This window comes from Paenibacillus sp. FSL H3-0329 (genome assembly GCF_037963285.1).
GTDB lineage: Bacteria > Bacillota > Bacilli > Paenibacillales > Paenibacillaceae > Paenibacillus_AQ > Paenibacillus_AQ odorifer.
In genome coordinates, this window is the sequence record NZ_CP150150.1 from 2,565,768 (window position 1) to 2,592,285 (window position 26,518).

At 42.7% G+C, this 26,518-nt stretch carries 18 protein-coding genes; 13 read left to right on the forward strand and 5 right to left on the reverse strand.

Translation table 11 applies throughout. The features are described from left to right. Positions 1–3 precede the first annotated feature (3 nt). Positions 4–2,385: an alpha-L-arabinofuranosidase C-terminal domain-containing protein gene (locus tag NSQ66_RS11010; RefSeq protein WP_076100774.1), complete on the forward strand. Its 2,382-nt coding sequence runs from the start codon at positions 4–6 to the stop codon at positions 2,383–2,385. A gap of 72 nt (positions 2,386–2,457) precedes the next feature. On the opposite strand, the gene NSQ66_RS11015 is transcribed toward NSQ66_RS11010, so the two are convergent. Continuing rightward, positions 2,458–3,963 carry an alpha-N-arabinofuranosidase gene (locus NSQ66_RS11015; RefSeq protein ID WP_076100772.1) on the reverse strand — a complete coding sequence of 502 codons (1,506 nt, stop codon included), beginning with the start codon at positions 3,961–3,963 and terminating at the stop codon, positions 2,458–2,460. Between the two features lie 150 nt (positions 3,964–4,113). On the opposite strand from NSQ66_RS11015, the gene NSQ66_RS11020 reads away from it, so the two are divergent. The 6 genes from NSQ66_RS11020 to NSQ66_RS11045 all read left to right on the forward strand — a co-directional run bounded on the left by NSQ66_RS11020 (position 4,114) and on the right by NSQ66_RS11045 (position 11,317). Then, entirely contained in the window at positions 4,114–5,016 is a 903-nt protein-coding gene (locus tag NSQ66_RS11020) for an ArsR family transcriptional regulator (protein WP_076100771.1), read from the forward strand. A gap of 170 nt (positions 5,017–5,186) precedes the next feature. Continuing rightward, positions 5,187–6,194, forward strand: coding sequence for a LacI family DNA-binding transcriptional regulator (locus NSQ66_RS11025; protein ID WP_036689737.1), 1,008 nt, complete (start codon positions 5,187–5,189; stop codon positions 6,192–6,194). A gap of 179 nt (positions 6,195–6,373) precedes the next feature. Then, positions 6,374–7,315 (forward strand): ABC transporter permease subunit, encoded by a 942-nt coding sequence (locus NSQ66_RS11030; RefSeq protein WP_036689816.1) that lies wholly within the window; start codon positions 6,374–6,376, stop codon positions 7,313–7,315. 14 nt (positions 7,316–7,329) lie between these two features. Further along, complete coding sequence (locus NSQ66_RS11035; protein ID WP_036689738.1) at positions 7,330–8,217, forward strand: carbohydrate ABC transporter permease; 888 nt, start codon at positions 7,330–7,332, stop codon at positions 8,215–8,217. 55 nt (positions 8,218–8,272) lie between these two features. Then, a complete protein-coding gene (locus NSQ66_RS11040; protein ID WP_038569996.1) occupies positions 8,273–9,910 on the forward strand; it encodes a sugar ABC transporter substrate-binding protein in 1,638 nt (545 codons plus the stop codon). Positions 9,911–9,973: 63 nt separating this feature from the next. Further along, entirely contained in the window at positions 9,974–11,317 is a 1,344-nt protein-coding gene (locus NSQ66_RS11045) for a glycoside hydrolase family 30 beta sandwich domain-containing protein (RefSeq protein WP_076100769.1), read from the forward strand. Positions 11,318–11,517: 200 nt separating this feature from the next. Here NSQ66_RS11045 and thiD read toward each other — a convergent pair whose 3' ends face one another. Together thiD and NSQ66_RS11055 are read right to left on the reverse strand one after the other, a co-directional pair. Then, the gene (gene thiD / locus NSQ66_RS11050) at positions 11,518–12,330 is read right to left on the reverse strand and encodes a bifunctional hydroxymethylpyrimidine kinase/phosphomethylpyrimidine kinase (protein WP_038570000.1); all 813 of its coding nucleotides are present in this window, start codon (positions 12,328–12,330) and stop codon (positions 11,518–11,520) included. 131 nt (positions 12,331–12,461) lie between these two features. After that, complete coding sequence (locus tag NSQ66_RS11055; protein ID WP_076100768.1) at positions 12,462–13,343, reverse strand: DUF4850 domain-containing protein; 882 nt, start codon at positions 13,341–13,343, stop codon at positions 12,462–12,464. A 181-nt stretch (positions 13,344–13,524) separates the two neighbouring features. Here NSQ66_RS11055 and NSQ66_RS11060 point away from each other — a divergent pair, with 181 nt between their 5' ends. Next, entirely contained in the window at positions 13,525–14,619 is a 1,095-nt protein-coding gene (locus tag NSQ66_RS11060) for a glycosyltransferase family 2 protein (protein ID WP_076142019.1), read from the forward strand. A 564-nt stretch (positions 14,620–15,183) separates the two neighbouring features. Here NSQ66_RS11060 and NSQ66_RS11065 read toward each other — a convergent pair. Together NSQ66_RS11065 and NSQ66_RS11070 are read right to left on the reverse strand one after the other, a co-directional pair. Next, positions 15,184–16,794 (reverse strand): helix-turn-helix domain-containing protein, encoded by a 1,611-nt coding sequence (locus tag NSQ66_RS11065; protein WP_036689748.1) that lies wholly within the window; start codon positions 16,792–16,794, stop codon positions 15,184–15,186. Between the two features lie 14 nt (positions 16,795–16,808). After that, positions 16,809–18,533, reverse strand: coding sequence for a sensor histidine kinase (locus NSQ66_RS11070; RefSeq protein WP_076142018.1), 1,725 nt, complete (start codon positions 18,531–18,533; stop codon positions 16,809–16,811). Positions 18,534–18,789: 256 nt separating this feature from the next. Between NSQ66_RS11070 and NSQ66_RS11075 the strand changes: the two genes are divergently transcribed. The 5 genes from NSQ66_RS11075 (at position 18,790) to NSQ66_RS11095 (ending at position 26,431) form a co-directional block, all read left to right on the forward strand. Next, complete coding sequence (locus NSQ66_RS11075) at positions 18,790–20,394, forward strand: extracellular solute-binding protein (RefSeq protein WP_076105382.1); 1,605 nt, start codon at positions 18,790–18,792, stop codon at positions 20,392–20,394. 82 nt (positions 20,395–20,476) lie between these two features. After that, a complete protein-coding gene (locus tag NSQ66_RS11080; RefSeq protein ID WP_036689753.1) occupies positions 20,477–21,400 on the forward strand; it encodes an ABC transporter permease subunit in 924 nt (307 codons plus the stop codon). 17 nt (positions 21,401–21,417) lie between these two features. Beyond that, positions 21,418–22,341: a carbohydrate ABC transporter permease gene (locus NSQ66_RS11085; protein WP_051491641.1), complete on the forward strand. Its 924-nt coding sequence runs from the start codon at positions 21,418–21,420 to the stop codon at positions 22,339–22,341. Positions 22,342–22,386: 45 nt separating this feature from the next. Beyond that, entirely contained in the window at positions 22,387–23,991 is a 1,605-nt protein-coding gene (locus NSQ66_RS11090; protein ID WP_051491642.1) for an extracellular solute-binding protein, read from the forward strand. Continuing rightward, positions 23,984–26,431, forward strand: a complete 2,448-nt coding sequence (locus NSQ66_RS11095; protein WP_339279689.1) for a TIM-barrel domain-containing protein — start codon at positions 23,984–23,986, stop codon at positions 26,429–26,431. Before NSQ66_RS11090 ends, NSQ66_RS11095 begins: the two co-directional genes overlap by 8 nt. Positions 26,432–26,518: the final 87 nt, after the last annotated feature.

Here is a 26,518-nt window from a genome sequence, read left to right on the forward strand (position 1 = left end):
AGAATGAAAACAGAAGGAAAATTGACGATACATACGCAGCAGCGGGGGGCGGAGTTAGGCGATCTATTCGGTATTTTCTTCGAGGATTTGAATCATGCGGCCGATGGTGGGCTTTACGCTGAGCTAGTTCAGAACCGATCTTTTGAATTCGACCCGATTGACCGGGCAGATTATCATGCGCTGATGGCTTGGGAGCCTGTAGAACGTGGAGATGGAAAGGTGAATATCTCTGTAGAAGACAGCAAGCCCTTAAATGATCGTAACCAACATTATGTTGCCATCGATATTGTGGCTGAAGGTGACGGCGTTGGCCTGATGAATCTAGGCTTTAACAGTGGTATTCCGGTAAAAGAAGGCGAGAATTATAACTTCTCGGTGTATGCCCGCCGGGAGACAAGCTTTGATGTGCCGCTTACCGTAAACATCGAAAGCACAGACGGCACCATTCTTGGTGAAGTGGAAATAGCCGTTAGCAGCTCGGAATGGAACCGATATGAAGCCGTTATCACAGCTAATAGCACTGACACAAGCAGTCGTCTTGTAATCGTTACCAAAGGTAGCGGGAAGGTATATCTGGATATGGTTTCTCTGTTTCCTGAGAAGACCTTTAAGAATAGACCCGGAGGCATGCGTGAAGATATTTCGCTGCTGCTCGCTGATTTAAAACCTAAATTTATGCGGTTCCCAGGAGGATGTCTGGTGCATGACGGTTCCTTGGATCCAGATGACAGAGACTCCATGTACAGATGGAAGAATACGATTGGGGATGTTGCACAAAGACCGGCAAGACGCAATAACTGGTCATATAATCAGACGCTTGGGTTAGGTTATTATGAATATTTTCAGTTCTGTGAGGATATTGGAGCTAAGCCGATCCCCGTTCTTCCGGGCGGCTATGACCCGCATCATAAACGGATGGTCCCGCTGGATGAATTAACGCCTTGGATTGAGGATGCTTTGGATTTAATTGAATTCGCCAAGGGGGATTCTTCCACGAAGTGGGGAGGCATTCGTGCAGAACTGGGTCACCCCGAGCCTTTTGGGCTGGAGTATGTCGGCATTGGGAATGAAGAGGTAGGCGCACCCTTTTTCGAGAGATATCCTTACTTTCATCAAGCCATCAAAGCAAAATATCCGGAAATCAAGGTCATTAATTCTAGTGGCCCGTTCTCTGCCGGCCAGGAATATGAACGGGGCTGGACGTCGGCAAAAGAGAATAAGTCTGACCTCGTAGACGAGCATTATTACTGTACACCTGAATGGTTCCTGGCTAATCATCATCGTTATGATGACTTCAAAGCGGATGAGCCAAAGGTATTCCTCGGTGAATATGCTTCATGGGGCAATACCTATTACAATGCATTAGTAGAAGCAGCATTTATGACAGGTCTGCAAAATAATGCTCATGCCGTTGGCTTAGCTTGTTATGCTCCAATGCTCTGTAATGTGGATTATATCAACTGGAAGCCGGACCTGATCTGGTTCAATAATCATGAAGTGTACGGAACGGCAAACTATTATGTGCAAAAGCTATTCATGAACCATCAGGGAGATCATTTGCTGAAGATGGAAGCAGATGGCTTCACGGCAACGAAGGAAAGCAGAAAGGAAGCGATCACTGGAGCCATCAGTTTCGGTGTGGATGCCTCTGCTGCTCGTTTCTCCGAGATCACATTAGTCAACAATCTTACGGGAGAAGTGAAGACGTATTCTGACTTATCAGAGGAGGTTTCAAATCTGCCTGACCCTGCTCAGAACAGAACGGCTAAACGGACACAAGAGCTTGGTGAGACAGAGTGGGAAAACTATACTTTGCATTTTAAGGCTACACGAACCGCAGGAAATAAAGGGTTTATCTTCTATTTTGGTAAAGCGGATGATCAGAATCATTTGTACTGGGAGCTGGGTGGCTGGCAGAATCAGGATTCGATTGTGGCCTCAATTATCAACGGAAGAAATTCTGTTCTGACGCATGCTATGTTTACGGTTGAAACAGATGTAGAATACGATCTTAAGTTAGAAGTAGTGGGCAGACATATCCGTACTTTTATTAACGGAGAACTGGTGAATGAGACAGAAGATAAACTTCCGGTCATTGAACCGCTGTATTACACGGCAAGTGTGGAAGATTTAACGGGGGATATTATCCTCAAGACAGTAAATGTACAAGAGAACAGTGTTTCTGCAAAGGTTGTACTGGAATCTTTGGTAAAAGAAGCACTGACCATCGAAGTCTATGAAATGTCGGGATACCAGCTTGAGGACGAAAATAACTTTGAGAATAAGCAGCGGGTCTCTCCGAAACAAACCAGCTTTAAGACAGAAGGAAGCAGCTTTACTTATGAATTTCCGAAGCAATCCGTGACAATTTTCAGAATGAAATAACGAAGACGCCCCCATGAATCTAAGGCTTATTAAAGATTCATGGGGGCGTTTCTATGACTATTACAAGTTAACTTAGCCGTTCACACGCAGTCGAATCACATTCCAGGAAGCTTTTGCGAGAAGGGCTTTTACATGTCCACCCTCAACAACGGCTTTGCCTTGGCTAGGCATCACATTATGTGGATTGGATTTGGTATTTACAGCTTTAATATCTTCATGTTCCAGTACAATATGCTCAATAATGTTTACGGAACTGAAGCTGCGCAGATCCACGTCGAGCTCTAGTCCTTCGGATAAATGGCGGTTTACAGCGAAGACGGTTACTTCATTCAGTTCCTCGTTGTATACACTAATGGCTTCCAAATAAGGCACATCAGTGAAATCTTTGGAATCGTATTTAGGGCTGGAAATCAGCGGGTGAAGTACGGTTCCACGACCATAAAGGGAAGCATGCAGGTACGGATAATAAGTAGTCTGCAGCCAAAGCGGTCCGCCATTTTCAGTCATAATTGGGGCGATAACATTGATCAGCTGCGCTAAGCAGGCCATTTTCACACGATCAGCATGCTTCAATAATGAAATAAGACAGCAGCCCACAACAAGTGCATCTTCAAGTGTGTACACATCTTCGAATTCTGGCGGTGCGATCTGCCAGTGTTGTTCGGCACGGCTGCTGCCTTGTGATTTCCATACATTCCATTCATCGAGCGACAGATTTATTTTCTTTTTGCTCTTTTTCTTCGCTTGAACATAATCACAGGTGGCAGCCACACTGCTGATGAAATGATCCAAATCCATGGAGCGGGCTAGGAAGTTAGGCGTGTCGTCATTGTTGTTATTGTAGTACGTATGCAGTGATAAATAATCCACATTATCATAAGAAAGATCAAGCACGGTAGCTTCCCACTCGGCAAAAGTGTCCATGCCGCTGCCGGAGCTGCCACAAGCCACAAGCTCAAGCGTTGGATCGACCCAGCGCATAGCTTTTGCAGTTTCGTTCGCTAACCGGCCATATTCGACCGCGGTTTTAGCTCCAATCTGCCACGGACCATCCATTTCATTTCCGAGGCACCAGGTCTTAAAAGCGTGGGGCTCTTTATACCCATGAGAGATCCGCAGGTCACTGTAGTAGGAACCGGAAGGATGATTGCAGTACTCTACTAGATTTCTAGCTGCATCGATGCCGCGTGTTCCAAGGTTAACTGCCATCATGACTTCGCTGCCTACGAGCTTAGCCCAATCTGCAAATTCGTTGGTACCCACTTGATTGGTTTCTGTGGTCCACCAAGCTAATTCAAGAGATTGCTTGCGTTCATGCTTGGGTCCAACCCCATCTTCCCAATTGTAACCGGATACAAAGTTTCCTCCAGGATAACGGATGATAGGAACGTTTAGGGCACGAATAGCTTCGATGGCATCGTTCCGAAAACCATTCTGATCCGCAGTAGGGTGACCCGGGTCATAAATCCCACCGTAAACTGCTCTTCCTAAATGTTCGATAAATGAGCCGTAGATCCGCGGGTCTACTTCAGCTAGTCTGAAATCTTTGTCAATAATCATTGTCGATTTAATCGGCATGAGTGTACAGCTCCCTCTAGTTGAATTAATGATTTCACTAATTAAGTAATTGTTTTATGATTACATGATACTGATTTTAGCTTATAATAAGCAATGAATTAATTTAGGATTCGTTAAAATACTAATTCAATAAGCATAGGAGACGTTGAAATGTACTTAACCACAGATTCTGAATCTTTGCAGGTGTATGAAGCACTGGCAAGTGAAGTTAGGCTGCGAATTATTGAACTTCTGGACCGCAGAGAGATGCACATCAAAGAGCTGGCAGCGGAGCTCTATCTTAGTAGTGCAATTGTTAGTACTCATGTAGCAAAGCTGCAAAAAGCAGGCCTGATCAGTTCTAAAATGAGACGAGTAAATGGAGGGACCTATAAATATTGTTCTTTGTCTGCGAATTACCTGCAGATTAAATTATCGGGCTCCCGTGGAGTTGCCAGAAAGGTGGTTGAGGTGTCTATCCCTGTAGGGCAATATACCGATATTCAGGCTTTACCTACCTGCGGGATTGCTACTACTGAGAAACTGATCGGCTATTATGATGATCCACGTTATTTTCTGGACCCGGAACGGGTGAATGCCGGCATTGTATGGTTTGCGAAAGGTTCTATCGAGTACAAGATTCCAAATTATCTATTTCAAGATCAAGTGGTGCAAGAGATTGAGATTTCACTGGAAATAGGTTCCGAAGCTCCACATGTAAATGAGAAGTGGCCGTCGGATATCGGCTTTATGATGAATGGACAGGATTTAGGAAAATGGACCAGTCCGGGCGACTTTGGCCTCACTAGAGGACGATTAAATCCCATTTGGTGGCGTTCGGATGTTAACCAATATGGTTTGCTGAAGGTTCTGCGGATTAATGCAGGTGGAACCTTTGTGGATGGGCAGCAAATCTCAGATATTACCTTAGAGGATGTACGAGTAGAGCAGGATCAGTGGACCTTTCGTTTAACGGCAGAGAATAGCGGACGGAGAAGAGGTGGACTAACCATATATGGCCGTGGATTTGGGAACTACGAGCAAGACATTATGTTTAGAGTGTATTACGAATGATTTCGAGTTTACAGGTAAAGTGTTTATAAGATTCTGTAGAAAATTTAAGCTTGTGTACCAATTATTACCTCTGATAAAATAAAAATAAAAAATATATTGTAATGAAAACGTTTTTATGTTAATTTAAATCTATAAAAACGTTTTTATTCGTAAAGGAAGATTGAATCATTATGGAAAAGGTAACGATCAAAGATGTTGCCAGAGAGGCTGGAGTCTCCATTTCTACGGTTTCCAACGCGTTAAATGACGTAGATGTATTGAACCCGGAGACGAAATCACATGTTCTTAAGGTTGCGAAGCGATTAAACTATGTTCCTAACCTGAACGGTAAGCTCCTTAGGAACGGGAAAACCAAAATGCTGGGTTTTTTCACAACAAGTGTGTCGGGTCCATACTTCTATAAGCTGGTTGAGTCCATGTCGCGTGAATGTGATCGGCTAGGTTACGGGCTGAATGTATTTGTTACCAAGGATAAACAAGTGATTATGAGCAATATTCTAGGCCGGCGAGTGGATGGTGTCATTATCTACGAGGAGCTGAGAATAGACGAAGAAGAAATTGCTGCAATGGTGAAAGACAAGATCAAGGCTGTATTTTTGGATCGACCGCTTAAGAACGACACGATGGGAAGCGTGATTTTTGATTCCTTTGAAGCGGGGTTTGAAGCGACCAAATATTTAATCAGTCTAGGGCATAAAAAGATTGCTTACATATCTGGTGTGGATGAGATGTACGACAGTGTTCAGCGGAGAGAAGGATACTTAGCTGCTTTGCGTCAGTATCAGCTACCCACGCATGAAGAGTATATTATACAAGGGTATTTTGAAGAAGAAAGCACTTACAACGCTATAAAATCTTTTCTTCATTATAGTCCTGATAAAATACCTGATGCCTTCTTGGCAGGGAACGACTTGAGTGCGATTGGATGTATTCAAGCTTTGAAATCGCATGGATACGAAGTTCCGCTAGATGTTAGCGTTATGGGGTTTGATGATATTGATATTGCGCAGTATTTCTCACCACCTTTAACTACGGTAAGAAATCAAATTGCTAGACAAGGTATTTTGGCTATTAATCACCTAGTTCGCATGATCCAGAAGAAGGAACAGGGCGAGATGATGAAATTGGCGGGTGAATTAGTCGTAAGAGGTTCTAGTCAAGTAAAGATTGGTCGGTAAGAACACATATATGTAATGGGTTCAAGATTTTACCCGATCATTTTTTATAATTTTGTTGTTTTGGGAGGGTTTTTTTTTCAAAAAAATAAAAACGTTTTTATTGTGTGGGGATCATGATTTGGAGGGGAGAAGAAAAAGTGGATAAATTAGCCGTAGTGCCAGCAAACGGAAAGAATCCAATGAGCGGGAAAAAGCCTATGGGGCAGAGGGTCAAAGAATTTGTAATTGATTACAAGAGACAATGGGAAATTCAATCCATGGTCATCCCGGGAATTATTTTTATGATTATCTTTTGTTTTATTCCGATTTACGGATTGACGATTGCTTTTAAAAGCTACACCGTAATTGATACGCTCGATTCTGCACCTTGGGTAGGGCTCGATAATTTCAGAATTATTTTATCTGATAAATATTTTTGGGACGCTGTAGTCAATACATTAGGGATCAGCTTTCTGAAATTAGCCATAGGGTTTGTTATTCCTATTATTTTATCCGTTATGATTTACGAATTAAGTGGCGGACGCTTTAAAAAGATAGTGCAAACCATCTCTTATTTACCACACTTTTTGTCCTGGATCGTTCTCGGCGGGATGCTGATTGCCTGGTTTTCCTCATCCGGTATGTTTAATGAGATTATGCTCAGTTTGGGACTGATTTCGAAACCGGTAAATATTTTGCTTGATGCGAATAAATACTGGTGGATTGCAACGTTATCCGATATTTGGAAAGAGGCTGGTTGGGGAACGATTCTCTACTTAGCCATTATGTCGAAAATAGATCCTACTTATTATGAGGCTGCCAAAATAGATGGCGCAAGTCGTATGAGACAAATTTGGAATATTACGCTTCCTAATATGAAGCCGATTATCAGTTTAAATCTGATTCTCACTGTAAGCGGTTTATTAGGATCAAATCTGGATCAAACCCTGGTATTGATGAATTCTCAGAACCGCGTTAAGGCGGAGGTCATTAATTCTTATGTGTATCGTATGGGTATGACGCAAGGTGACTTCTCTTATGCTACTGCTGTTGGTTTAGGTGTCTCCATCGTTTCAGTCATCCTACTGATTAGCGCCAACAAAGTATCCAGTAAATTAAATGATAATCAATCAGTTCTGTAGAAGGAGGCATTTCTGTGAATCGTACGGTGGCTAAAGAAGATCTCGATAGTCGAATCTTTAATACCTTAAATATTATCCTGCTCTGTATTTGTACAATCATTATTGTCGTTCCTTTATGGAATGTAGTCATATCCTCTTTAAGCTCGGGCAAGGCGCTTGCGGAAGGCGGATTCATATTTTGGTCTCCAGAGTTCTCCTTGGAAAATTATCGTGCTGTATTTCAAGATGAGACCATTGGTTTAGCATTCGTAGTATCGCTTGCCAAAACATTTATTGGTGTCATTACCCACGTATTCTTTTGTGCCATGATCGGTTATGGCTTGAGTAAGAAATACATACGTGGACGTAAGCTGTATGTTGCCATGGGTGTAATCACCATGTTTTTCTCAGGTGGAATGATCCCTACGTATTTATTGATTAAATCATTAGGCCTCTTAAACAGCTTCTGGGTTTATATTATCCCGGCCTTGTTCAGTTATTATGATGTAGTTATTCTAATGAACTTCTTCAGAAATGTACCGGATTCACTTGAAGAGTCAGCCAAAATTGATGGTGCAGGTGACTGGCGCATTTTCCTAAAAATCTTTATCCCTCTTTCCATGCCGGCTATGGCCACCATTGCGTTATTTAACGGGGTTGGGCAGTGGAACGACTTTATGACCACCAAGTTATATATTACCGATCAATCGCTCTACCCGCTGCAGATGAAGCTCTATGAAATCATTGTTCAGTCGCAAACACAATCCATGCAAAATGTGGGTGGATCTGCGATTATCGAAACTACGACTAAAGGGGTTCAACTAGCAACAATTGTCATTACAACTTTGCCGATTGTTGTGATGTATCCAATATTACAGAGGTACTTTATCTCAGGCATGATGATGGGGGCGGTGAAGGAATAGTAAGTAAATTTCCAAGTAGTGAATACTTACAAAACATTTTAGGGGGAAATAAAAGATGAACAAAGCATTTGGGAAAAAAGGACTCAAACTTTGTACGGCACTTATGGCTGTTGTATTAGTATTTACAGGTTGTGGATCGAAAGGTAATTCTGACAGCTCCAGTAAAGAGTTAAGCTCCATTGAAGGCCGTTATACTATAGATCCGGAAACACCGGCATGGAAGCTGGATACAAAAAAAGAGACAACAGATCTGACTTGGTACGTGAATGCAGACTGGTGGAATACTGATTTCGGAAAAGACCTTGTCACCAAGAAAATTAAAGAGGATTTAAACATCAACATTAAATTCATTACAGGCGATGACACTAAGCTGAATACGATTTTTGCCGGCGGTGAAATGCCAGACCTGTTGACTATTTTTGATTCCAACTCTCCAGTCGTACAAAAAGCTGCTACATGGGCATTGCCTTTGAATGATCTGGCAGATAAATATGATCCGTATTTCAATAAAGTTGCAGAAAAAGATACGATGAACTGGTTCCAGTTAGCAGATGGCAAGACCTATGGATACCCTAACTATTCCAATACGCAAAACGATTATGATAGCGGTAACATCCCTGCTAAAACAGCCTTTGTCATCCGTAAGGATGTTTACGAGGCCATTGGAAAACCAAGCTTTGGAACTCCTGAAGAATTCAAGAGCGTTATGCAACAAATCAAAAAACAATTCCCGGACATGATTCCTTTTGGTTTTAACTCCATTGGTTCAGGCACTGGTTCTTTGGGAGATGTATTGGAGGACTTTATCGGAGTGCCGATGGAAACTGAAAATGGCGAATTCTACAACCGTAACCTGGATGAGGATTACTTGACGTGGTTGAAAACGTTAAATGAAGTCTACAGAAATGGTGACATCAGTGATGACAGCTTTGCTGATGACGGTACTGCCTTTGAAGAAAAAGTGAAATCCGGTAAATATGCAACAATACTTTTGGATGGAACACCGCAACAAAGTGGTAACCTGCAAATCTTCATGACAGAAAATCCAGGCAAGGAATATATCGCTATTGATGGCCCACAAAGTACTGTTGGACATGAACCAACGTTGAATCAATCCGGAATTACAGGTTGGATGATTAGCTATGTTACTAAAAAGGCTAAGGATCCTGCAAAAGCGATTCAAATTTACACTTATTTGCTCAGCGACGAAGGACAAAAGCTCATGAACTACGGTATTGAAGGAGAAACCTATAAAGTTAACGACAGCGGTAAAATTGAATTCTTGCCTGAAATCAAAGACCTGCAATTAAATAATGCCGATAAATTCAAAAAAGATTACCGGATGGGCGAATTTATGTTCTTTGGACATGACCGTGATAAAGCGCTGAGTAATGACGCATTCGCAGATTCCATTAAACAAATGCAAGAGTGGGGCAAAGGAAAGCTAAAACCACACTTTATTCTTGAAAACATTAACCCGGCTCAAGGAACGCCTGAAGCTCGCAGTCTTACTGCAATTGATACTACTTGGAACACTACGCTTGTAAGTATGATCCGCGCTAAAGACGATGCTACATTCGACAGCACCTTAGCTGCTTACAAAACATTTTTAAATGATAACAACTGGGATAAGATTGTAGAAGTTCGTTCTGAAAAAATGAAAAACAACAAAGAAAAATTAGGCCTTAAATAAGTTAGAAAATAGAATGTGGCCCCTTCACTGGGGCCTCTTCATAGAAAGATGGAGGGAAACAACATGCCAGAGCTTAAAATTTATCAATCCACCGGGGAGAATACATTGTTTGTAGAGCAAAGTCTGCAACAATTAACTCCAATTGCTGACGCAGAGGCGACCACTACTGTAACTATTGACGAGAATCAAACCTTTCAGGAAATGGATGGCTTTGGAGCATCTTTTACGGATTCATCCGCTTATTTGATTAATCAAGTCCTGGACAACGAACAGAAAAAGGAAGTCATGAGCAAGCTTTTTGACGCACAAGATGGAATTGGTTTGTCCGTATTAAGAAATCCAATGGGGGCATCGGATTATGCTAGAGATATTTATAGCTATGATGATAGACCTGCACAGGAAACGGATACGGAATTAACCCACTTCTCTATCGCACATGATGAAGCAGACATTATCCCTTTGTTGCAACAAGCTCTGGAAATTAACCCTGAGATCAAACTGATGGCTTCTCCATGGAGTGCACCAGGTTGGATGAAGACTAGCGGATCGATGATTGCTGGAGAACTTAAACAAGAATATTATCAGGCTTATGCCGATTATTTTGTTCGATATATTCAAGCTTTTGAAGGGCACGGATTGCCAACTTATGCTGTAACACCACAGAACGAGCCTTTATTTGAACCAAAACACTACCCTAGTATGTTAATGTTGCCTGAGGCGCAAAAAGATTTCATTAAAAACTACTTGAAGCCTAGCTTTGTTAAGCACAACATCGCTACAAAAATTCTCTGCTACGACCACAACTGGGATCGTCCAGATTATCCGTTAACCGTGCTCGATTATGCAAAAGATGAAGTAGATGGTGTAGCTTGGCACTGGTATGGTGGCAATGTATCAGCGCAATCAGAGGTTCTGAAAGCTTTTGCTGATAAAGAAGTGCATTTTACAGAAGGTTCTGGTGGAGAATGGATTCCTCCGTTTGAACAAGCCTTCTCCAATGTAATGAGAACAGGGATTGATATTCTTAGAAATCATAGTAAATCCTTTGTGTTATGGAATATGGCCTTAGATGAAAAGAACGGCCCAACCGTACCGGGTTTTGGCAAAAGTACTTGTCGTGGTGTTGTGACAGTCAACCAAGAGACCAAGGAGCTTACGTATACGCTCGACTATTATGCGCTGGCCCATTTCAGTAAATTTATTCGTCCGAAGGCTGTGCGCATTGACGCCTCCACCAATCAAGAAGTGATTCGTTCCGTAGCTTTTAAGAATACAGATAACTCTATTGCAGTTGTTCTGTTCAACGATAGTGAAAAGGCTGAGAATGTGGCTTTGAACTTGCCGGGAGCGGATGAATTATCTTTCCGTTTGGCGTCAAAAAGTGCTTTATCCATTTTGATAAAATAATTAGAGGACGTAGCTCAGAAGCACTCGAATCTTGATTCGGGTGCTTTTTTCATGAAAATAATCGTATAAAAAATCTATGTTCGGTAAGCATAGTTTTGAATTTACGGATTTTCAATAATAGTAAATAAAAATGGCAGTCCAGAGCTGATGTTCAGCGTCTGGACTGCCATTTATTTTTCTGTGTAATTGGATTGCGAGTTCTAACGTTCTAAACGGTAACCACCGTGAAATACAGGACCCACATATTCATTAAACGCAAATCCATTACGAATGGCTGCGGAGACAAAATCTTTAGCCTTTGCAACAGCTTCATGAACCGTTAAGCCATTAGCTAGACCGCCTGTAATTGCTGCGGCAAAAGTACATCCAGCTCCATGATTGTGAGCGGGTTCGATTTTGGCTGTTTGGAATACAGTGTACTCAGAACCGTCGAAGAAGATATCAATCGCTTGATCGCCGCCGAGTGCTTTGCCGCCTTTAACCACGACATTACGTGCACCGAGCTTATGAATCAGACGGGCAGCTTCTTTCATTTCCTCAAGGGTAGTAAGTTTGCCAAGACCTGAAAGAACACCTGCTTCAAACAAGTTTGGGGTGACCACAGTTGCTAGTGGTAGCAATAAGTCACGAATAGCCTCAGCGCTGTCAGGGTTCAAGACTTCATCTTCACCCTTGCACACCATAACTGGATCAATAACTACATTAGTCTGAAGATTTTCTTTGATCGCTTGCTCAGCAACGCGCACAATTTCAACACTTCCAAGCATACCTGTCTTCATGGCATTAACCGGGCCACCAGCGAAAATAGTTTTTAACTGCTCAGCAACAATGGAGGCATCAATTGGATAAACATTATGGTGCCATCCGTTGTCCGGGTCCATAGTAACGATAGTGGTCAAGGCACTAAAGCCGTAGGTACCATACTCTTCAAATGTTTTTAGATCCGCTTGGATGCCTGCGCCACCACTGGAGTCGCTGCCTGCAATAGTTAGAGTTTTAATAATTTGAGTCATGGTTACGTCCCCTTTATATATGTCTGAATTCATAAACAACGCATTGCATTGATTATAACAAAAAATAGCACCTACGTCTTTCTAAAAGCAAGAGCAAGGTTGAAAATACCTTCCTCTAAAAATTCCCACCCTTAGTCCAGCTTCTCTGCGTTTGGGTCAGCAATGAAGAGCGGTCCATGATTATCTGTAAAGAACTTCATGAGGGTCTCCACTACTTCCTGCTGTGGGGATGTTTGAGCTTGATGTATTCCGATACTGCGGAATAAATAACCCCATTCTCCCTTATCGTAATAGGCAGCACCCTCATTCTGATAGCCATTCGCGTCTGCTTGAAGCGTATATCTGACCGTTCTTGCTTCAGCTCCTGCAGTACCTAAAATATGCTGTTCGCTAAACTTAAGTGGATTATTAATCGTAAATCCCAGCGCGTCAGCCCATTCGGCTTTCTCCGGGAAATAGGCTCCGATTGCAGTGATGGCACAGCCTGTGCAAGTCCAAGCCGTATCTGAATAGTTCATGTTTTGTTCCGGATGGTTCGGATCCTGAAAGGTAACTCCATAAGAACCGTTAGCGCCGACAACCGCCGTAGCCTGCCATCCGGCAGGAGCAAGTAGAAGATAACCTCCACCGATATCAGGGCGGTAGACCAGCGTTGCTTCTACTTGGTTTTTCATGTCTTGAGATAAAGCAAAGGTCATTTCAGGTATGGGGGGGATTTCTGTGTTTACATATTCGCTGCCACTATCAATATTTAGCTGCGCGAGCGTGGTATGCAGTGGAATGATGACCTGCCCATTATCGGGATCACTGCTAGGAAATTCGAGCATTTTTTGAGTGGAGCTGGGTTCGTTATCTGCTTCCTTATTAGTTTGTGCGTTGGTGGACGGGGGTGGAGTGGTGGGCGTTCCCCAGTCAAGCCCTTTATATCCAATCAGCAGTACTAGTACAATTACGACGCACGATATTGAAGTTAAGATCCAGCCGTTTCTAACGCTTTTTCGTTTGGATTTCATATATGCTGTACCTCCTTTGATCTTACTTATATAGACCTAAGAATGGAGTGGAAAGTTTCTTACATAATCTTTATATTTCTGAAGTTCTTCATGATCGGGCGGGATAGAGCGGGAGTCCGTTTCTTAAACCCTGCATATCAATATAGAAAGAATTTCAAACAAAGCGTGTAGGAGGGCGAGTATGGTTACGATTAGTTTATGTATGATAGTACGAAATGAAGAAAAAAGCTTGCACCGATGTTTATCTACCATTGCAAGTCTCGTAGATGAAATTGTTATCGTGGATACAGGCTCGACGGATAAAACGAAAGAGATTGCGTTGTCCTTCGGAGCTTTAATTTATGATTTCGAATGGATTGATAATTTTAGTGCCGCACGTAATTTTGCCTTTAGCAAAGCTACTCAGGAGTACATTTTGTGGCTTGATGCGGATGATTATATAAAGGAAGAGGATCAGATTCTTTTAAAAAAACTAAAAGAAATCCTGCCGGGACATATTCACAGTGTGAACATGCAATATAATCTGGCTTTTGACGAAGCGGGAAATGTCACAGCTAGTTTACGCCGCAACAGGCTGGTTCGGCGCAGCTGCAACTTTCAATGGATCGGGCCTGTTCATGAGTATTTAGAGGTAAGTGGTCCTTCTTTTAGTAGTGATGTCTGCATCACACATGAGAAGGATAAGGAATACACAGATCGTAATTTGCAGATTTATCAAAAACGAGTTGCACAGGGTGAAGTGTTTTCGCCGAGAGACCAGTATTATTATGCGAATGAATTAAGAGATCATGCTATTAATGAAGAGGCTTGCAAATACTATGAGATTTTTTTAGCGGGTAGGCAGGGCTGGATTGAAGATAATTTCCAGGCTTGCCTAAAGCTTGCCGAATGCCGGGAACGGCTGGGGGATAAAGAAGGTGCTTTTGAAGCGTTATGTAAAACCTTGCAGTATGATAAACCACGTTCAGAGTTTTGTTGCCGACTGGGGGCACTTCTGCTGGAAAAAGGCCAGTTGCAACCAGCCGCATACTGGTATGAGCTAGCGATTCAGCTACCGCGGGATTACGATTCGATGGGGATGAAGAATGGAATCTTTTATACCTGGCTGCCGCATCTTCAATTGGCACTCTGTTATGATCGTCTCGGCCAACACGAGAAGGCGAATCATCACAATGAAACGGCGTTGAGTTTTTATCCATCCCATCCTAGTATGTTATATAATCGCACCTATTTCAAAAATCTGCTTGGCGATAAGTATGTAACGCTTCAGGCTTAATTTAGTAAAAGAGATGCCCCAGCCGTTCTGATTATGACTGCTGGGGCATTTATGTGTTTTTTGGAGCTTGCAAGATTACTGGCGGTGGGGAACCTTCCCGTGATCCCCGGCAAGCTTCGCAGATTCGATTAGATTTCCGCGTACGAAGTAGCTATCGGACTCAGCTGACCTTAAACGCTGCTTTATGCCACATTTGGAATTCTAACGGACCGCATAGTCGCTATTGACCTGAAACACACTCGATTTGGAGCAATATCACAGTAATAGTTGCACTGGAGTCCGAAACTGTGCTCAAAAGGCGATAAATGAGCAAATAGCGTCATCTGGGTCCGGAAGCAGGGAGCATCGCGGATGATTGCTGGGTGTAAGAGTAAAGTCAGGGGTGTAAGATTCCCGGCAGCGTAGGAGTATAGGTGTGGCGGTTGATCACTGGGCGCAAGAGTAAGCTCGTAGGTGGATCATTATCAGCAGCGTAGGAGTAAAGGTAGACAGTAATTAATATGCAGAAGATATCCCAAAGAGGGTAACCCAGCATCCATGAACTAGATGCTGGGTTACCCTCTTTTAGTAAGCTGGATTGTATTGTTGTTCCTTTTTATAATCGTTTGGAGGGAGACCTACCTCTTGTTTGAAAAGCTTGGAGAAATAGGAGTAGTTGCTATAGCCAACTTTGTTCGCGACGGTATATACAGACATATTTGTGGTTTCCAATAGATGTTTTGCAGCCGCGATTCGGACGTGGATGACATAACTGCCTAATGAAACCCCAGTTTCTCGTTTGAATATCCTTGCCAGGTAATCAGGATTGAGATAGACAATTTCAGCCAAATCATTTCGGGTCAGGTCATCGCCGTAATGTGAATGAATGTATTGTTTGATTTCTTCTGCGACGGACTTAGGCTGGGCAGCAAAGTCACGATATTTCATGGCTGTAGTGACAAGGTATTTAAGATATTCTTCCATATCCTCGATTGAATCCAAAGAGTGCATAGATAATTTATCATTAGTTTTGCCAGAGTATAATTTGTGTGATCTTATCCCTTTCAGGTTGAGAAATGAATAGACTAGCTGTACTACATCTAAACGGAACAAGCTAAGGACAGAGGTCTCAAGTGTTCTATTGTTAAGCATGACCTTTAAATATTGTGTAACTTCTTCAAGAAAAGCAGTGAATTTATTCTGATTCAGCAGTTCTTCCAAATAGGCAAGATCCGGTGGCGTATAGCCCGGTTTATTTTGATGCAGATAAGCCTCCACCAAAAAGGTCTGATTTCTGCATCTCGTAATTTCTTCATCCATAGTCAGGGATTGTTTTAGAACATTCCCTACATTACTCAGTTTATCGTTTAAACCAATATTGCAGCAGACATCACATTTTAAATAAGGATTCGCCTTTTGAATAAAAGAAGCACATAATGCTTCAAGCAGTTGCGTATCTGGAGCCTGGTTCCATTTTAATATGGCGATCCAGTTATAATCTTTGTATTCCAGAATGCTTTCGATGGTAAAACAAGGGTGCTGAAACAATTCGTACAATACATTTAGCAGGGCAAAATCAAACAGATCCTTTTCTTCTTTTCCCATACTGCCATTGTAAGGGAATAAGTTAAATATCAAAGGCTGTAGGGTATCACTCATTTGATAGGAGAGGTTTTGTTCTTCAATGGCATGTGTGATGTCTGACAATTTAATGGGAAATGATGTACTGCCACTAACTAGCTTCCGCCAAAAATGCTCAAGAATCTTCGCCTGATTTTTTTGCCAAAAGTAACCGCCCTGAATGGCTTTTTCGTTTTTTTGCTGCTCTTTTGCTTGGGTAACCGCCTTATGGATGATCAACATCAGCTTGTCAAATTCAATGGGCTTAAGGAAATATTCAAAGCTCTGCAATTCGATTGCTTTCTGCGCATAGTTAAAATCTGCATAATTGGTAAGAAGAATAGTCTGAATACTATAATTTCCCTCGCGAATCCATGCTAGTAATTCCAGTCCGCTGCCCTGCGGCATTTCAATATCTGAAATCAGAATTTGAACAGAATGCTTTTCTATTATTTCACGTGCTTGAGCGACATTATTAGCCGTATAAACAGTATCAATGTGTAATGATTCCCAATCAATTTTCTTTTGCAATGCGGCAATAACATAAAAGTCATCATCAACAAGCAGTACATTCATAGTTTGCTCTCCATTCATTTAGATTTATTAGGAAGCTTCGGAAGATATAAGATTACACTAGCGCCGCCGCTCTCCAAATTGGAGAAGGTAATGGTTGCTCTTTTTAAATATAGGTACTCTAATCTTTTGAGCGTATTCATAATGCCGATTTGCGTACCTTGGCTTTGATCCAAGGGCTCTCCAAGATTAAGTTTCTCTAACACCTGAGATGGAAAACCGGGACCGGTGTCGGTGAGCTGGATAACGAGCATTTCTTCTTCCTGATCCATCTGTAATCGTTGTACTGTAAGTCTGATCTCGGCTTCATGTTCGCGTGAAATCGCATATTTAATTGAATTTTCGATAAAGGTTTGCAGCACTAACGGTGGAATTTCCACACTGCCTGCCTGATCCTCTTGTTCGATGTAATAAATAAATGCGTCCTGATAACGTTGCTTTTGAATCTCCAAGTAGGTTCGGACATGCTCGATTTCATCCTCCAGCCGGACAAAATTCTCGCCATTCTGAAAAATGTAACGGAAATACTTAGAGGTAGACAACGTCATATTTTCAATTTCTTTATACATATGAATTTGCGCCATGCTATAGATGCTAGTCAGACAGTTTAAGAAAAAGTGTGGTTTAATCTGTAGCTTCATATAGTCCAGCTGTATTCTTTGTTTCTCCAGTTCCTGTTCGTACATAGCGATTTTAAAGGTTTTGATTTGTTCAACCAAGCCTTTAAACTGAGTGTTAGCCTGTTCCAGCTCTATAATCTCACTGCTTTTGAAATCTGCGGGTTGCCCAGACTCATTAATGAAAGCAAGGTTATCGGAGAAGCTTTGAATCGGACCTAACACTCTTTTTTTGAAAAAGAGCAGAACAATGCATAACGTGGAGGTCACAATGAAGAACAATAACATAATAAGCAGCTGGGCAATCATGATTTTTTCGAATATGCCATATTTAATGACCATTTTGGTGCTGAAGGTGGTGTCTGAGAATGCACTGTTGATTGTTGTACGCGATTGCAAAAGATTAGAGAATCCCCCATTTTCCGTTATTAGCTTTCCGCTATTGGAGATCGGACTAGTTAAAGGCTGTTCATTCTCATCTACTAGAGAAACATAACCATTGGCGCCAAGATTAATTTGGCGTAGCGGCCGGATCAGATTATCTGCGGAGATCAGTCCAATTAAATAGCGATTGTAATAGGGCACGATATTAATCACATAATAATGGTTGTTTACTAGAATAGGCGTCCATTTGGAATAAAACTTCTCGTACATCTCCTTATCATCAATATAAGAAATAATCTTTTTTTTCAGCTCCCTGTAATCCGTATAGGTTACGCTGATCGGTGCGCAATTCAAAAAATAGGTCTCATTTTTCAAATAGTAGAAGAAGTTATACTCATGCCCGTAGTTTTTTTGCAGCTCGGTAAAGCGTTTGAACAGATTATCATTTGCCTTTAAGAACTCGATACTGTTGACCCCGTAAGTATTCATCGTTAGTAAGCTCTCATCGTTCCCAAGCGTCCAGCCCATATAGTGATTAATGTAGGCAAAATCATGATTAATACGATTGATGTAAAGCGCCGCAGTATCCTGCAAATTTCGAGTGGACTGCTGCTTAACGATGGAAATGGAAGCGATGCTGATTCCTAAATCCAGAATAAGGACTGTGAATGAAACCAACATCATGACTTTTATATAATGGCGAATGGGGTAGGTTTTGTGTTTCGCTGTTTTTTTGATCATAAAATCATTATAAAACCTCTGCGTGAAAAAAACATAAGAACTCGCTAGCGATTTCCCTCAAAGTCCGGATAGCACATACAGAAGTCGGGATACTGTTATTAAATCTCCCCAAGTAGAGCATTTAGCTTTTGCATTTTTTGTAAGCGGATTCAAAGGTCTGGATAACCGTCTTAATGTGTCCGGAATACGAAAAAATAAGAAGTTATTATAAAGCTATTCAGATGCATTTTGATAAATTGAAATGGGGGATTAAGAGATGAGTCAACACAGTAAGAAAAAAACTGCAAAGAAATGGACTGTGGGTCTGCTGGCGGCTGCGATGGTATTTGGAATTGCTGGCTGCGGCGGTAACAACGGGAATAATGCAGCGACAAATGAAACGAGCAGCTATAACAAAGAAGGTCTGCCGATTGTGAATGAGCCTGTAACACTTAAAGTGCTGACTGTCCGTTGGGGGAGTATGGGGGACACCTTTACGCAAAACCAATGGCTGAAGGATCTGGAGAAAAATACGAATGTCAAAATCGATTGGCAAGTGATGTCCTCCAATGATTGGGGTGAGCAGAAGTCGATTATGCTGGCGAGTGGCACGCTTCCGGATATCGTCTTGGGAAATCAAACCTTTGGGGATGCCGATATCGTAAATAATCTAAGCTTTTTCCGGCCGCTTGATGATTATATTGAGCAAAATATGCCTAATCTCAAAGCAGCTATGGAAGAAACCCCAGAAATGAAAAAAATCAGCACATTTCCTGACGGGAAAATCTACTCCCTGCCAACAAGACTTCCTGCACGTCCAAAAAGCTCACGTCAGCCTGTGATTAACAAGACCTGGCTGGACAAATTGGGCTTGAAGGTGCCTGAAACGATTGATGAGCTTTATAACGTGCTCAAAGCTTTTAAAGAACAAGATCCGAATGGTAATGGAAAACAAGATGAGATTCCTTTTATTGAAATTGGTAATGACTTGATCAGTCCTTTCGGAATTGCCGATTTGAATAACAATAATATGATCATCAAGGACGGAAAAGCGATATATTTCCCTGTTTCAGAGGAGTTCAAAGAAGGTCTCAAATGGGAAAATAAATTGTATGCGGAAGGCTTGCTAGATAAAGAGGTATTCACTCAGGACGATACGATGAGATCGGCTAAGTTCCAGAATCCGGATGCTCCAATTGTAGGCTTTACGTACCAGTGGACTCCAGACGCCGTGTTTGGAAAATGGAGCGATCAATATGTGACGATTCCACCGATTGCCGGACCAGATGGTAAACGTTATACGATCGGAAATCCGATTGGGATGAATCTTAACCGTAATGAGCTGCTGATTACCACATCTTGCAAATATCCTGAGGTTGCTGCACGTTGGGCAGATCAGTTCTACACTGACGAAGCGAGCATTCAGAATTTCTGGGGTGCGATTGGAACGGTTATTAAGAAAAACGATGATAGCACTTATACATTGATGGATCCACCAGCTGGAACCAGCGCAGATGCTTGGTATTGGGATCAATCTCTACGTGATTTTGGACCGAAATATGTGAGCCCATCCTTTGAATCGAAAATCGTCCTGAACCCTGAAAGTGGAGATGGACTGAAGCTGCAACTGGATAAGCTGGGCAGTGAATATGTAACAACACCTTTCCCTAACGTAATGTACACTTCTGAGGAGTTCGAGGAGCTGCCAACCTTGACTACGGATATCGACAGCTATGTGAATACTATGCGGGCGCAATTTATTAGCAAAGGCGGAATTGACGAGGGCTGGGATGCTTATGTGAGCAAGCTTAATAAAATGGGACTTGAAAAGTTAGTTAAGATTCGCACGGATGCTTACACCCGTTATATGAACGTGAAATAACCTATTCGTCTTTCGAAAAAGGTGCTGCCCTACAGGATAGCTGTGGGGTAGCATTCTCTATTTTAAATAAGGAGGGGATGTCATGAAATCTGGTCCACTTCATTTCGGGCGGAAATTCGGACAAATCAAACAAAATTGGGGTCTCTATCTATTGCTTTTTCCTGCTGTAGTTCTGACGTTATTATTCGCGTACAAGCCAATGTACGGGGTGCTGATTGCCTTCAAGGATTATAGCCCTGCGTTGGGAATAGGGGGCAGCCCATGGGCTGGATTCAAATACTTCGAGAAATTCTTTCATTCCTATCAATTTTCATCAACGATTAAAAACACATTGATCATCAGTGTGTACAGTCTGATTACCTTTCCGATTCCAATTATACTGGCGTTGATGGTTAACCAGATGAGACCTAACCGGTTTAGACGTTTTTTCCAGACGGTGTCCTATATGCCGCACTTTATCTCCACGGTAGTAATGGTGGGTTTAATGATGATTTTGTTCTCACCTAGCACCGGACTGCTGGGCAATATATATAGTCTTTTTGGAAAAGAGGCTCCTGATCTGATTGGCTCCGCTGGATTATTCAGCAGTGTATATGTTTGGTCGGATGTGTGGCAGCATGTCGGCTGGGACAGCATTATCTTTATCGCTGCGCTCTCCGCAGTTGATCCTAGCTTGTACGAGGCGGCAACCGTAGACGGAGCAAGCCGGATGCACAAAATTCGTTATATCGATATTCCGATGCTGATGCCAACCGCGATAACCTTGCTTATTTTGCGGGTCGGTGGATTGCTTGGGGTTGGTTTTGAAAAAGTGTACCTAATGCAAAATGACTTGAACATCACTTCAAGTGAAATTCTTTCTACTTATGTCTACAAAATTGGCTTGCTCAGCAGTCAATACAGCTTTTCCTCGGCGATCAACCTATTCAACACCGTTATTAATTTTATTTTATTGATCATGGTCAATCAGATATCTAAAAAACTAAGCGAAAATAGCTTGTGGTAGAAGGGAGGAGAATTGAAATGGGAGGTTTAGAGACAGTTACTAAAGGGAATGTGGGGAAAATAAAGAAGAATCGTTCTTCGGATACTATAATGGAAATAGTGATGTATGTTATATCAGCACTTTTTCTAATTATCCTGATCTATCCGCTGTATTTTATCGTCATTGCTTCGTTCAGTGATCCTTCCGCGGTGGCGGGGGGGCAGGTTTGGTTATTTCCTAAAGGGTTCACCTTCGATGGTTACAAAGAGCTGCTGCGTCATGAAAATATTTGGATCGGTTACTGGAATACCATCATGTATACGGTGGTAGGGACGGCAATCGGTTTAATTGTAAATATTTCTGCGGCCTATGCGTTGTCCAGAAAGGATCTTGTGGGACGAAAATATCTTTCCCTGTTTTTCATCTTTACGATGTTTTTTAATGGGGGGTTAATTCCGACTTTTCTAACGATCCGTGATTTCCATCTGTACGATACATTTCTGGTGATGGTACTGCCTTTCTCCGTTGGTGTGTTTAACATAATCGTTGCCCGCACCTTTTTTCAGTCGAGTATTCCGGGAGATTTATGGGAAGCTGCACAGATCGATGGTTGTGGAAATCTTCGTTATTTTCTACAGATCGTTTTACCACTGTCGAAGGCGATTATTGCCGTGCTGGGTCTATGGATCGCCGTTGGTTACTGGAATTCATATTTTAATGCCTTGATCTATCTGAAAAATCCTAATATGTATCCTTTGCAGCTGATCCTGCGAAATATTTTGATTACCAATCAGATGCAGTCGGGGATGGGAACCGGGGAAGCTGCGCAAATCGCACTACGACTCGCCAATATGATGCGGTATTCTGTTATTATCGTGGCAACGGTTCCGATCATGTGCGTGTACCCTTTTGTACAAAAATACTTTAACCAAGGGGTAATGATCGGCGCAGTGAAGGAATAGTACATTCAGCTATTCTACTAACATTCGTAAGGGAGCAAGAACGTTATGAAAAAGCAACAAAAAAACAGGATATATAGAACAATCACCGTCATTCTTTTAGTGACAACGTTGCTTGCTAGCCTTACAGCTTGTAAAGGGAACAGTGGGATTAATTCTGTTGAAACTGAACCGGGTGAATTTAACAAAGAAGGATTGCCGATAGTGGATAAGCCGGTGACGTTGAAAGTACTCACTGTCCGGTGGGTCAGCATGGGAGATTCTTTTACCGAGAATCAATGGCTCAAGGATTTGGAGAAGAACACGAATGTCAAAATTGAGTGGCAGGTGATGTCCTCCAATGATTGGAGTGAACGGAAGTCTATTATGCTGGCCAGCGGCACACTTCCAGATATCATTTTAGGGAGTCAGACCTTCGGAGATGCGGATATCGTCAATAATTTAAGCTTATTTCGGCCGTTAGATGACTATATTGAGCACAACATGCCTAATCTCAAAGCAGCTATGGAAGAAACACCGGAAATGAAAAAAATCAGCACCTTTCCTGACGGGAAAATCTACTCGCTGCCTGCAAGATTACCCTCACGTCCTAAAAGCTCACGTCAGCCTGTGATTAACAAAACCTGGCTGGACAAATTGGGTTTGAAGGTACCGGATACGATAGACGATCTTTATAACGTGCTAAAAGCATTCAAAGAACAAGATCCGAATGGAAACGGAAAACAGGATGAGATTCCTTTTATCGAATTAAGTAATGATCTAATCAGTCCCTTCGGAATCGCAGATTTGAATAATAACTTCATGGTGGTCAAGGACGGAAATGCGGTTTATTACCCGATTTCAGAAGAGTACAAAGAAGGGCTCAAATGGGAGAGCAAATTATTTAAAGACGGATTACTTGATAAAGAAGTATTCACTCAAGACGAAACGATGAGATCGGCAAAGTTTCTAAATCCGGATGCCCCAATCGTAGGCTTCTCTTATCAGTGGACGCCAGACGCTATGTTTGGCAAATGGAGTGATCAATATGTGACCATTCCGCCAATTGCTGGACCAGACGGGAAGCGCTACACCGTTGGGAACCCGTATGGGATGAATCTGGAACGCAACGAGCTGTTGATCACCATATCCTGCAAGTATCCAGAAATTGCAGCACGCTGGGCGGATCAGTTCTATACCAATGAAGCCAGCATTCAGAATTTCTGGGGTGCCATTGGAACGGTGATTAAGAAAAATGACAACGGTACGTATACATTGATGGACCCTCCAACCGGCACCAGTGCAGATGCTTGGTATTGGGAACAGTCACTCCGGGATTTCGGGCCGAAATATGTGAGCCCAGCTTTTGAAAAGACCATCTTTCTAAATCCCAAAACCGGAGATGGGCTGAAGCTACAACTCGATAAGCTGGGAAGTGACTACACAACACCACCTTTCCCTAACGTAATGTACACTGCAGAAGAGTTTCAGGAGCTGCCGACCTTGACCACCGATATTGATAGTTACGTCAATACAATGCGTGCTCAATTTATAATCTCAGGTGATATTGACGAGCAGTGGGATGACTATGTGAAGCAGCTGCGGGGGATGGGCCTCGAAAAGATGGTGAAAATTCGGACAGATGCTTTCAGCCGTTATATCGGCGTTGAATAACAAGAAATGGGGTTTTTACTTGATGGGAAATACGATGAAAGAGCCAACCCCTTTGGCGACCCAATTAAAGCTGCGTTCTGAACCAGGCAGTAATGCTGACGCGATTATTCAGGGGGAGTGCTATCGGTTCACTGTCTTAACTCCGGAGCTTATCCGGATGGAATATAGTGAGGAAGGATATTTCGAAGATCGGGCGTCACAGACCGTTGTGAATCGCAATTTTCCGGTTCCAGAGTTCCGCGTAATGGATCTGGGGAATAAACTTGAGTTGATTACGGAGCGCCTGCATTTAACTTATGACAAGCAGCCTTTCTCCCGGCATGGTCTCAATGTTCGGGTGAGAAACGAAGCGGGTCACCTAATGAGTGTCTGGAATTATGGAGATACAGTCCAAGATTTGGGAGGGACAGCACGTACACTGGATAATGCAGATGGCGCCATTCCGCTGGAGCACGGACTGCTTTCACGTGCGGGGTATACGTTAGTTGATGATAGCACCTCCCTAGTACTGGAAGAGGATGGACGGGTAGAGCTACGGGCAATGGCTGGCCTCGATGTTTATTTTTTTGGATACGGTCATGATTATTTGCACTGCTTGAAGGATTTCTATCACCTTTGCGGTCGTACGCCCCTATTGCCACGTTATGCCCTTGGCAACTGGTGGAGCCGTTATTACCGATATTCAGAAGAAGAATACAAAGCGCTAATGGAGCGGTTTGAGCTCGAGCGAATTCCGTTTTCCGTCGCTGTTATAGATATGGATTGGCATCTCGTCGATATTGATCCGCAGTACGGCAGTGGTTGGACGGGTTATACCTGGAACCGGGAACTGTTTCCGGAGCCTCAAAGATTTTTGGCATGGCTGCATGAAAAAGGACTTCGAGTAACGCTCAACGTACATCCAGCAGACGGTGTACGAGCGTTTGAAGATCCTTATCTAGCCATTGCTGCGGAGATGGGTATGGACCCGGAAAAGGGTGATGCTGTAGAATTTGATATTACGGATCCGAATTTTTTGCGAGCATACTTTAAGTTTCTGCATCATCCGCTAGAGAATGAAGGTGTGGACTTCTGGTGGATTGATTGGCAGCAGGGTGGAGTGACTAAAGTACCGGGACTAGATCCGCTTTGGATGCTGAACCATTATCACTATCTGGATAGCGGCCGGCGAGGCAACCGGCAGATTACTTTTTCCCGTTATGCAGGTCTTGGCAGCCATCGTTATCCTGTGGGCTTCTCTGGAGATACCATTGTCACTTGGGAGTCGCTGGATTTCCAGCCTTACTTCACAGCCAACGCCGCTAACGTGGGATATGGTTGGTGGAGCCATGATATCGGGGGCCATATGAATGGTTATTTAGATGATGAGTTAGCAATGCGCTGGGTGCAATTCGGTGTGTTTTCGCCTATTCTGCGGTTACATAGTTCTGCTAGTGCCTTTAACAGCAAGGAGCCATGGCGATTCAATAAGATTGCGGAAGATGTGATGAAGGATTGCCTGCGTTTGCGGCATAGTTTACTTCCCTATCTGTACACGATGAATCGCTATGCCAGCCGCGATAGTCTTCCGCTAATCCGACCGATGTATTATCATCATGCGTTGTCGAATGAAGCCTATGAAGTGCCCAATGAATATTATTTCGGAACGGAACTTATTGCCTGTCCGATTACACAGCCGGTCAACCCAAAGGTAGGCGTTGCCGAATTTAAGGCTTGGTTACCTGAAGGGATTTGGATAGATTTTTTTAACGGAAGAGTGTACGACGGTGGCAGAAAGCTTTCTCTTTATCGCAATCTTGAGAATATCCCTGTATTAGCTAAAGCGGGTGCTATCGTGCCTATGGCAGATCTGACGCAATATACCTCTTCAGTGGATAATCCGGGGCATATGGAGGTCCGTGTATTTGCGGGAGGAAGGGGTCATTTTCATCTCTGGGAGGATGAGGGCGATACTGCGGAGGATCAGGATGATCAATGGTGTGATACAGAAATGATCCTGGAAATGGGGGATAGAGCCAGCTTCAAGATTCTCTCTGCTAAGGGAAATACAAAGGTTGTGCCTGAGCGGAGATCGTGGAAGCTGTCCTTTGTCGGTTTTGCTGATACGAAGGTACAGGTATTCGCTGGTGGCACAGAAATCGAAGCAAACATGGACTATGATGAGGCTACACATACGCTTACGATCATGATTTCGGATCAAGCGGTAGAGCATTCATTGGAAGTAACGTTCACAAATGCCCGGATTGCGGTGAATTCGGTAGATGATGAGGTGTTCAGCCTTCTGAACCGTGCGCAAATTCTTTTCCAATTGAAAGAGCAAATTTACCATGTAGTCAAAGCAGCAGTAACGCCGATGGCGGCCCTGGCTTCTCTTGCCTCGTTGGATCTTGAACATACACTGTATGGAGCGTTATGTGAAATACTGTCGGCAAGACTTTAAGCACTATTTCATTTAATTTAATAAAAAAGGAGGTTCTCTCTGTGCGCTGGCATAAAGAGAACCTCTTTTTTATTAGGAATGAACCGC

Coding starts and splice junctions, on each gene's coding strand:
- NSQ66_RS11010 (WP_076100774.1), top strand. CDS start 4: ATGAAAACAGAAGGAAAATTGACGATACATACGCAGCAGCGGGGGGCG.
- NSQ66_RS11015 (WP_076100772.1), bottom strand. CDS start 3,963: ATGCCGATTAAATCGACAATGATTATTGACAAAGATTTCAGACTAGCT.
- NSQ66_RS11020 (WP_076100771.1), top strand. CDS start 4,114: ATGTACTTAACCACAGATTCTGAATCTTTGCAGGTGTATGAAGCACTG.
- NSQ66_RS11025 (WP_036689737.1), top strand. CDS start 5,187: ATGGAAAAGGTAACGATCAAAGATGTTGCCAGAGAGGCTGGAGTCTCC.
- NSQ66_RS11030 (WP_036689816.1), top strand. CDS start 6,374: ATGAGCGGGAAAAAGCCTATGGGGCAGAGGGTCAAAGAATTTGTAATT.
- NSQ66_RS11040 (WP_038569996.1), top strand. CDS start 8,273: ATGAACAAAGCATTTGGGAAAAAAGGACTCAAACTTTGTACGGCACTT.
- NSQ66_RS11045 (WP_076100769.1), top strand. CDS start 9,974: ATGCCAGAGCTTAAAATTTATCAATCCACCGGGGAGAATACATTGTTT.
- thiD (WP_038570000.1), bottom strand. CDS start 12,330: ATGACTCAAATTATTAAAACTCTAACTATTGCAGGCAGCGACTCCAGT.
- NSQ66_RS11055 (WP_076100768.1), bottom strand. CDS start 13,343: ATGAAATCCAAACGAAAAAGCGTTAGAAACGGCTGGATCTTAACTTCA.
- NSQ66_RS11060 (WP_076142019.1), top strand. CDS start 13,525: ATGGTTACGATTAGTTTATGTATGATAGTACGAAATGAAGAAAAAAGC.
- NSQ66_RS11065 (WP_036689748.1), bottom strand. CDS start 16,794: ATGAATGTACTGCTTGTTGATGATGACTTTTATGTTATTGCCGCATTG.
- NSQ66_RS11070 (WP_076142018.1), bottom strand. CDS start 18,533: ATGATCAAAAAAACAGCGAAACACAAAACCTACCCCATTCGCCATTAT.
- NSQ66_RS11075 (WP_076105382.1), top strand. CDS start 18,790: ATGAGTCAACACAGTAAGAAAAAAACTGCAAAGAAATGGACTGTGGGT.
- NSQ66_RS11080 (WP_036689753.1), top strand. CDS start 20,477: ATGAAATCTGGTCCACTTCATTTCGGGCGGAAATTCGGACAAATCAAA.
- NSQ66_RS11085 (WP_051491641.1), top strand. CDS start 21,418: ATGGGAGGTTTAGAGACAGTTACTAAAGGGAATGTGGGGAAAATAAAG.
- NSQ66_RS11090 (WP_051491642.1), top strand. CDS start 22,387: ATGAAAAAGCAACAAAAAAACAGGATATATAGAACAATCACCGTCATT.